The following is a 7,459-nucleotide window of genomic DNA, read 5'->3' as shown; positions in this document are numbered from 1 at the left end:
CTCCTTTATCAGTCAAATATTTTGATTTTATACTTGATCCAGAAAATTAAACCAAAAAAAAACAATGCTACAAATAAAATCACCAAAACCCGGAAATTTACAAACAATCAACTGCCCCTCTCCAAGCGACGAGGAAAAGGAGACTCTCAGAGATTTAGTGATAAGAAACAATAAGGAGGCTGTAAAGCTCTGTAAAGGCCGGAAAAAGAATGTCTCAAGTCAAAAAAACGAAACATGCTGGTGCTATTCTAACTTGGAATTCCGTTGAGACTTGGATTTCAACAGGATCCGGAATGGGTTATCTGAGTAGTGGAGAATCACTATGTGGAGCCAATAACTGGAGGCTGATGTGCCCGATACCATTTTCATGCTTGAATACCTCAACCGGGTTGGTGTAGACATCAGGCAGTTTGCTGATAAGAAAGCCCTGACAGCAGAATACTTTCGAAGAATTTACAGAGTCGATGCCAGAGAGAAACTCATTGATCGGGATGGAAAGCCCATTGGTAAGGCCAGCAATCCAAGACATCTGCACTGATTTGCAATTGAAGACTCAAAAAAACTCTGCAGCTTCTGGCAACTTGTAAAAGAAGCGCACAAGACATAGCTTTTCTTCCTTTCCTGACTATAAAATGCGCTCATGAACACTATCATCTGGATCCTACTTGGGGCGGCTTTTGTCTGGTACTGGGCTGACACAACAAAAGCAAGAGAAATCGCTATCGTCCATGGCAGGCGCGCCTGCAAGGAAATGAACTTGCAGTTTCTTGATGGTACTGTAGTTCGTTATTCAACTCGCTTCAAACGAGGCCCAAACGGTCAGGTGCACCTTGCCAGAGATTTCAATTTTGAATTTACCTCTAACGGCATTCAACGCTACCCGGGGCATATCCGCTTGCTTGGCAGATACTTGCAGGTAATGGATTTGCAGTACACCTGCCCTGAAGAACAGCAAACTTCGAACCTGATCATGTTTGCAGAGTATTCAGAAGACACTCTGCCCGGGGATAACAACCCGTCTAATACGGTCGATCTGACAAACTGCCGAGGCAGCATTGACACCCCAACATTCAGATCCCGTGAAAACGATTAACGAACTCAAGGCAATTTCGGTCCTGTGATAGAATTTGCCCACTCCTTTGAACTGAGGTTGAAATAAATGGCCTACGCCAAAGATCTTAAGAAAGGTCAGATTGTTCAGATTGAAAATCAGTACTACATAGTCCGACAGAATGAAACCAAGAGTCCATCCGCTCGCGGTGCCTCAACCCTCTACAAGTTTCGTTTCAGTTCCGTTCCCGGTGGTCAGAAGCTGGAGATGACCTGCACGGGCGACGACCCGTTTGCTGATGTTGATTTACTCCGCCGAATGGTTTCCTTTCTGTATCGTGAAGGTGATGAGTTTACCTTCATGGATAGTGAGGACTACAGCCAATATCTCGTTAACTCAGGGACCATTGCAGAACAGCTTCCCTATATGTCTGATGGTATGGAAGGACTGACCGCTCTTCTGGTGGATGGTCAGTTACTGGCTATTGAGCTGCCTTCATCCATCGCTCTTGAAATCATTGAAACATCTCCTGCTATTAAAGGTGCTTCCGCAGCAGCTCGTACCAAAACAGCACGACTGAGTACTGGCCTTGAAGTTCAGGTTCCGGAATACCTGAGCACTGGAGAAATTATCAAGATTAATACGGAAACAGGCAAATTCATGTCCAGAGCATAGAGCCTGATCATCCCTTCTGGTTCACTGCCTGCCAGTGCACTGGTAACAGCCTTCAACAACAAACCCCATACACACACCATTGTCATTTATGATCAAGAGCCCGCAACGGGCTCAAGATGACCAACCTACAGCCGATAGAGCCAGATAAATGGAAACAAAGACAGCTTATTAGTGGCCCCAATAAACAAGGAATGGATTACGAAGTGATTTTCTTTTTTACACCGTTCATCATGGCCATTCTGAAGCGATTATTTCACAGTATAATAATGACAGAACATAAATATATTATGTCGCTATATTAAACAGGAAATACAAGGCACCTTAGCCTGAGCATGCTTAACTTACTTTACAAGGGTCTTTCTCTTGCCAGCATGGTGTATAGACTGGCAGTATAATTTCGATGGAAGTGTTTTCGGCGCTTACTAAGGATTAGCACCATGGATGGAAGCAAGTCTTTAAACAGCTGTAATGCATGTTGCAAGTGGGGGTCATGCCTGGTGATGACTCTATTCCCAGTTTTGGCAATGTCGGACTCAGAAGCTCATTACCTTTCTGAAGTTTCTCATTACAGTACAGCTTACTCGCATGATGTTTCAATGATTGACCCTTTCTCTACCAGAACCATCAACCGCTCAAAAAGCGTCAATAGAATGCCTGAGTTGTCTATTCGGGAAAAGTCCGGAATCAATCAGAAAGAAGTCAGTGCTTTTGTGTACAAGGCCGCTTCCGATCCCAAAAAGCTGGCTGAACAGGCTGCTGCCAGTGCTGCATTTCTGGGGCTCGAATACATTGGTGTTGCCAGACCCATCAAGGAAGGTATGGAATTCATCAAGGAAAAAACCGAGTTCGAATTTGGAGACTGTGGCAAGGTTCGATTCAGCAGCAATGTCAAAGCAGAAACTTGTATGTTTGATAATTCCATGATTGAACTTAATTCCGATTATGATCTGGATTCCTTCACCGTTAATTTCAAGTGGCAGCTCTGATAACGGACTACAATGCATAGCTACAGCACTTTATGACTCCAGAATTCCTTCTCAGCAGTGCCTTCCAGGGGGAATACCGCTAGAATCCCTGTCCAGATATTCTGGCCTGAGATTTCACTTTGAACACACATAGACAATACGCTCAGTTCCTGCGTCAGCTTGATAAACTTCCAGCCTGGAAGCTCATAACGCTAACAACCGCCGTCTGTGAAAGAAGCTGGCCCAATTTTGCCCTGTTTGCTGAACTCACAGAGTTTGGTCACCCTGAAGACGTTCGACACTGTCTGAATATGCTCTGGGATAACGTCGCAGGCTACCAGTCAGCCAAAAACTTTGAGCGTCTGCTGGAGAAACTTGAACCGAATGTACCTGATCTTGATAAGTGGGAGATGTTTGGCACCATTCCAGCCTACGACAGTGTTATCAGTACGATTTGTGCGGTTAACTGTGCTATGGAGCCTGATGCTGCAGAGACAGCCAGTGCCCTGACACTCTCACTGAGCACCATTGGTAAATTCATAAAGTATACAGAAGCTGAAGAGCTTAAAGGGATTGAGCTCCAACAGTATGTTGAACAGCATGAGCTATATCAGCAACAGATAGCGTTTATTGAAGAAGTGCTGGATCAAACCAGCAAAAGCAAACAAAGCCCGGACGTTATGAAACAGATCAGGGCTTTGGCCAGAAATGAAGGAATCAGTCACATTGGTATCAGCCTTGAGTGATCCATCATTTCGAATTATTGATGATATCTTTCAGCAGTGAATAGATTTTATTCTGAGAGTTGGATATCGCATCATAGTTCTGATTATAAGTAGCCATCGCGCGCTGTAACTGGACTGTCTGCAATTGGTTACTTCCTGTCAGATTTTCTTTTGCAGCGTTGAGTGATGTCTTCAGCGAAGCCCATTCCTCTGGTGTAAGGTGGCCCTTTCCACTGGCATCAGTGTAATTGATCTTCAACAGGTTACTGAGAATATCACGCTCTTCTTTAGTCAATGCAGGCATACCACCGGTCACTTCATTCGTAAAACTGTTCTGGAAAGCAACTTTACGTGCTGCGTAGCCACTGAGCGAAGCGCTGGGATCATTCGGATCCTGTCGAGTCATCTGGTTGGTATTCACTCCGTCATACTCCCAGGAATGAAGCCCGCCCGCCTCGAGCAGTACATAACCATCGTTACTGGCCGCATCCAGAGTGGTGCCATTCAGGTTTGGAGTACCAATAACAGGATTTGCCGTATTCAAATTTGTTACTGTGAGCCCTTGATTCCCCCTTGTGATCGTCATTCCGGTGATATCCGCAAGACCTCCTGACAAACTGGAGGGATCAAAGGGGGTTCCGGGAGAGGATGTCTGAAAGGTAATCTCAGTACCATCATCCAGCACCATAGTCATATCATTCATAACAGGTATACCCACCTGACTGGCATCCGTAATAGAGCCCTGAGCAACAGGCACCAGTGTCTGATTCTGATAATTGAGTTGATTACCTTCAGCATCCACCAAAGTAAATGTAGTATTGCCATTAGCATCCGGCCGGATAGCAATACCGTATCCATTATCCAGCACGATGTTGTTACCGTTGGTGGTCCAGGTGGTCTGCGTGTACTGGCTGGTGCCATACTGAGCTATGTTGGATTTATTGATCAGATTATTGACGCTAGTCAGCAGCTGGTTGGAAGTTTCTATCTCACCGACCAGTCTGCGGACTTCCGCATCCAGCATATTCCCGCGCTCAAGGTAGACAGCCGAAATAAAGTCCTGCTGACTAAGCTCGGAAGAATCAACAACATTAATATTGTTATTACTGTTAACTCCATTAACGGTAGCCATGAAAAGCCGCCCCTGTCATCCATATTAATATTCAGTAAAAAAGCACCCAATCTTTTTTGCCCGGTCCAGCAGCTCTTTGCAAACAATTAAACAAATCCGGTCCTATGCCTTCTGCCTGAGGATCTCGATTTTGTCTTGGGTTTCAACAGTCGATTAGCCTGCCTGAGTTCTTTTCGTTTCAATGATGCTTCGTGAGAAAGATCACTCTTTAGCTCATCGTTGAATTTGATCAACTCCTGACGGGCTTTGTGCTTGAAATGGGTGGGCCAGGCATCACTATTGATAAACTCACGGAGTCTCTTTTTATCCATACCAACAGAGTCCATAAAGTCTTTCTGCCGATTAATGCCTGCTTTAGCGGTCTTTACTACAGCTTCGGATTCCTGCTGAACAAGCCAGGACGACTTCTTAAGCTTGGTGACATCGATTAACCTGATGCGGGAAGCCATGAGGTTCTCTCCTATTGGCTAAGTAACAGCCATGCACTCCCTGATCAATGGCTCATTATCGCTGTGACACTCTGTATTCTTTCCAGCTGAACGGCACTTTATGTACAGAACGGCCTGTTCTTCTTATTTCAGTGTAGACATAGAATCCACCAGAGATAGAATGAGCAAGCTTATTCGTTGGAGTGAAGTATGGATATAGACAGTTTTGAAAGCCTGATGATGAAAGCCCTCCTGACAGCTCTGGTGTTGTTTATGGGTTTTATTGTCTACGATCTGGCTAAAAAGTCGAAAGCGGGAAAATTTGGCACATTCATTCTTTTTGGCGCTTTATGCTTGGGTGTTCTGGGGTTTGTCCTAAAAGGCATTTTGATGAAAACGATTGGCGGTTAAAACTTGGGCTGCCTAACTCGATAAATAAAGCTGGTTTGCTCTAAGACACCAGACGAGAGAGGCCATCTCGCAGTTAATCCTGTCAAACGTTTACAGCGTCTCAGTCAGTATTCAGTGTGGAGCTGACTTGAGGGCTTTTGTTCTGTTTCAATAACTTTATAATCTGCAATACCAGCCAAAGCTAACGAGACTCAGCCAGATGTCAGGTCGCCCCTACCAGCCCCCCGGCTCCATAAGGAATAAAAAAGAACATACTACCACCCCCAGGCTGATTCTGTTTAACAAACCTTTCGATGTGCTGACACAATTCACCGATTCAGAAGGGCGCCCAACACTCAGGGACTACCTCTCCATTCCCGATGTTTATCCTGCTGGTCGCCTGGACAGAGATAGCGAGGGACTGGTGCTGCTAACTAACAATGGACAGATTCAGCATCAGGTTAGCTCGCCCCTGCACAAGATGGAGAAAACCTACTGGGTTCAAGTAGAAGGCATACCCAATGAAAAGGCACTGGAGAAACTGAGAAAAGGCATTGAACTCAAAGATGGTCTGACGCTTCCTGCCAAAGCCAGAATCATTGAAGCACCAGCAATCTGGCCAAGAGTACCACCCATAAGAGAGCGTAAGTCCATTCCTGACCGCTGGCTGGAACTGACTATTCGTGAGGGACGTAATAGACAGGTTCGGCGCATGACCGCAGCGGTTGGCTACCCTACCCTAAGATTGATACGTTACCGTATAGGCGATTGGACACTGGATGGACTAAAACCGGGAAAATGGAGCGAAGCAGAGATACCTGATGATCTAAAGGTGACTTTAACAAAAAATAGTATTATCAGAAAACGAACCATTGCCAACAAACAGGCACGAAAAGGGTATTCAAATCGTCACAGAAAATAAGTCCCTATCCATTTCTACGAATCGACAGGAAGGACACCTTGGTAACATTGATCAGAAATCATTACACAACACTGGCCAGGACTGGCCTCCTGCTGGCCATGATATCTATTGTAGTTTTGTCCTTATTGCCATTGGATAAAGTCCCACTTACCGATGTGAACGATAAGCTTCAACATCTTGCGGCTTTCCTGTTGTTAGGTTTTCTGATCGATGCCAGCCTTCCAAGCCAGTCGTTCAACTTATCGAAAGTCAGTGGCTTGATGGCCTACGGTCTTCTCATTGAGCTGCTGCAATTACAAACGGAATACCGCTTTTTTTCCTGGGCTGATCTGATTGCCGATCTGGCTGGCATTATCCTTTACTTTTTCACTATTCCTGTCTGGAAGCGTGTACCACTGATCAACTGGCGCTGGTCTTAAACATGGAAGCCGAGCGAGAAGCCATTAGCTTTCCCAGCGTTTCTATTTGACTCTTGCAATTTGACTGATTTATGACCGATCCCAATTAGACATTGTGCTTATGATCCAAGGGTATCCTGATTGTTACTTCAAGACCCGGATGAGCATTTCTGGCGAAGATTGCGCCATCGTGATTAGCTATAGCGCTCATCGCTATAGCAGTCCCCAGTCCAAACCCATCATTTTCCTTGCCACGGGTTTCATCCACCCTGAAAAAAGGTTCGAACATGGATTCCAGTGCATCTTCGGGAACACCCGGACCTTTATCCCGCACTTTGATGATTACATTTCGACGATATTGTTCCAATGTCACCTCAACATCACTGCCCTGAGGAGTGAATCGGATGGCATTTCGGATGATGTTTTCAGCAGCACTGCTGAGCCAGTCACGCACTCCAACAATCTCAATAGGCTGGCTCTTAATGAGATCGACACCTTTATTCTGAGCCTGAGCTTCAAAGTTACCGTCATCCACCAATTGCTCGATAAGCTGCTCCAGATTGACCCGCTCACAGGCCATTTCACTCAGACCATGCTGAATACGGGAGAAACGGATAATCTCACCAATCAACTCATCAAGACGCTCGATTTCTCTTTCTATTCGCCCATGTTCCGCCTCAGCTTCAGGTGTTTTTCTTCGGGCAAGTGCCAGAGAAAGCTGCAACCGGGTTAACGGAGAGCGTAACTCGTGAGGGACATTTCTCAGCAAAATT

At 45.5% G+C, this 7,459-nt stretch carries 11 protein-coding genes; 8 read left to right on the top strand and 3 right to left on the bottom strand.

Annotated features, from left to right (window positions below):
• Positions 1-349: 349 nt before the first annotated feature.
• From KDK16_RS01850 to KDK16_RS01830, 5 genes are all read left to right on the top strand, one after another.
• Positions 350-538 carry a hypothetical protein gene (locus tag KDK16_RS01850; protein WP_257274405.1) on the top strand — a complete coding sequence of 63 codons (189 nt, stop codon included), beginning with the start codon at positions 350-352 and terminating at the stop codon, positions 536-538.
• A gap of 102 nt (positions 539-640) precedes the next feature.
• The gene (locus tag KDK16_RS01845) at positions 641-1,093 is read left to right on the top strand and encodes a DUF3301 domain-containing protein (protein ID WP_257274403.1); all 453 of its coding nucleotides are present in this window, start codon (positions 641-643) and stop codon (positions 1,091-1,093) included.
• Between the two features lie 66 nt (positions 1,094-1,159).
• On the top strand, positions 1,160-1,726 hold the full coding sequence (gene yeiP / locus KDK16_RS01840; RefSeq protein ID WP_257274402.1) for an elongation factor P-like protein YeiP: 567 nt from the start codon (positions 1,160-1,162) through the stop codon (positions 1,724-1,726).
• 524 nt (positions 1,727-2,250) lie between these two features.
• Positions 2,251-2,712 carry a hypothetical protein gene (locus KDK16_RS01835; protein WP_257274401.1) on the top strand — a complete coding sequence of 154 codons (462 nt, stop codon included), beginning with the start codon at positions 2,251-2,253 and terminating at the stop codon, positions 2,710-2,712.
• Between the two features lie 119 nt (positions 2,713-2,831).
• A complete protein-coding gene (locus KDK16_RS01830; protein ID WP_257274400.1) occupies positions 2,832-3,437 on the top strand; it encodes a YjaG family protein in 606 nt (201 codons plus the stop codon).
• A gap of 4 nt (positions 3,438-3,441) precedes the next feature.
• Here the strand turns inward: KDK16_RS01830 and KDK16_RS01825 are convergent, their stop codons facing one another.
• Positions 3,442-4,548, bottom strand: a complete 1,107-nt coding sequence (locus tag KDK16_RS01825) for a hypothetical protein (protein WP_257274399.1) — start codon at positions 4,546-4,548, stop codon at positions 3,442-3,444.
• Positions 4,549-4,634: 86 nt separating this feature from the next.
• Complete coding sequence (locus KDK16_RS01820) at positions 4,635-4,997, bottom strand: hypothetical protein (protein WP_257274398.1); 363 nt, start codon at positions 4,995-4,997, stop codon at positions 4,635-4,637.
• 189 nt (positions 4,998-5,186) lie between these two features.
• Here KDK16_RS01820 and KDK16_RS01815 point away from each other — a divergent pair, with 189 nt between their 5' ends.
• The 3 genes from KDK16_RS01815 (at position 5,187) to KDK16_RS01805 (ending at position 6,707) form a co-directional block, all read left to right on the top strand.
• Complete coding sequence (locus KDK16_RS01815) at positions 5,187-5,387, top strand: DUF2788 domain-containing protein (protein ID WP_257274397.1); 201 nt, start codon at positions 5,187-5,189, stop codon at positions 5,385-5,387.
• Between the two features lie 199 nt (positions 5,388-5,586).
• Positions 5,587-6,288, top strand: coding sequence for a pseudouridine synthase (locus tag KDK16_RS01810; RefSeq protein WP_257274396.1), 702 nt, complete (start codon positions 5,587-5,589; stop codon positions 6,286-6,288).
• 38 nt (positions 6,289-6,326) lie between these two features.
• The gene (locus KDK16_RS01805; RefSeq protein WP_257274395.1) at positions 6,327-6,707 is read left to right on the top strand and encodes a VanZ family protein; all 381 of its coding nucleotides are present in this window, start codon (positions 6,327-6,329) and stop codon (positions 6,705-6,707) included.
• 85 nt (positions 6,708-6,792) lie between these two features.
• On the opposite strand, the gene KDK16_RS01800 is transcribed toward KDK16_RS01805, so the two are convergent.
• The coding region (locus KDK16_RS01800) for an ATP-binding protein (protein ID WP_257274394.1) at positions 6,793-7,459 on the bottom strand (667 nt) is incomplete at its 5' end.

It is taken from the genome of Endozoicomonas sp. SESOKO4, assembly GCF_024606275.1.
The sequence above is the reverse complement of the archived record's forward strand: the minus strand, read 5'-3'. Positions and strand labels throughout refer to the sequence as shown.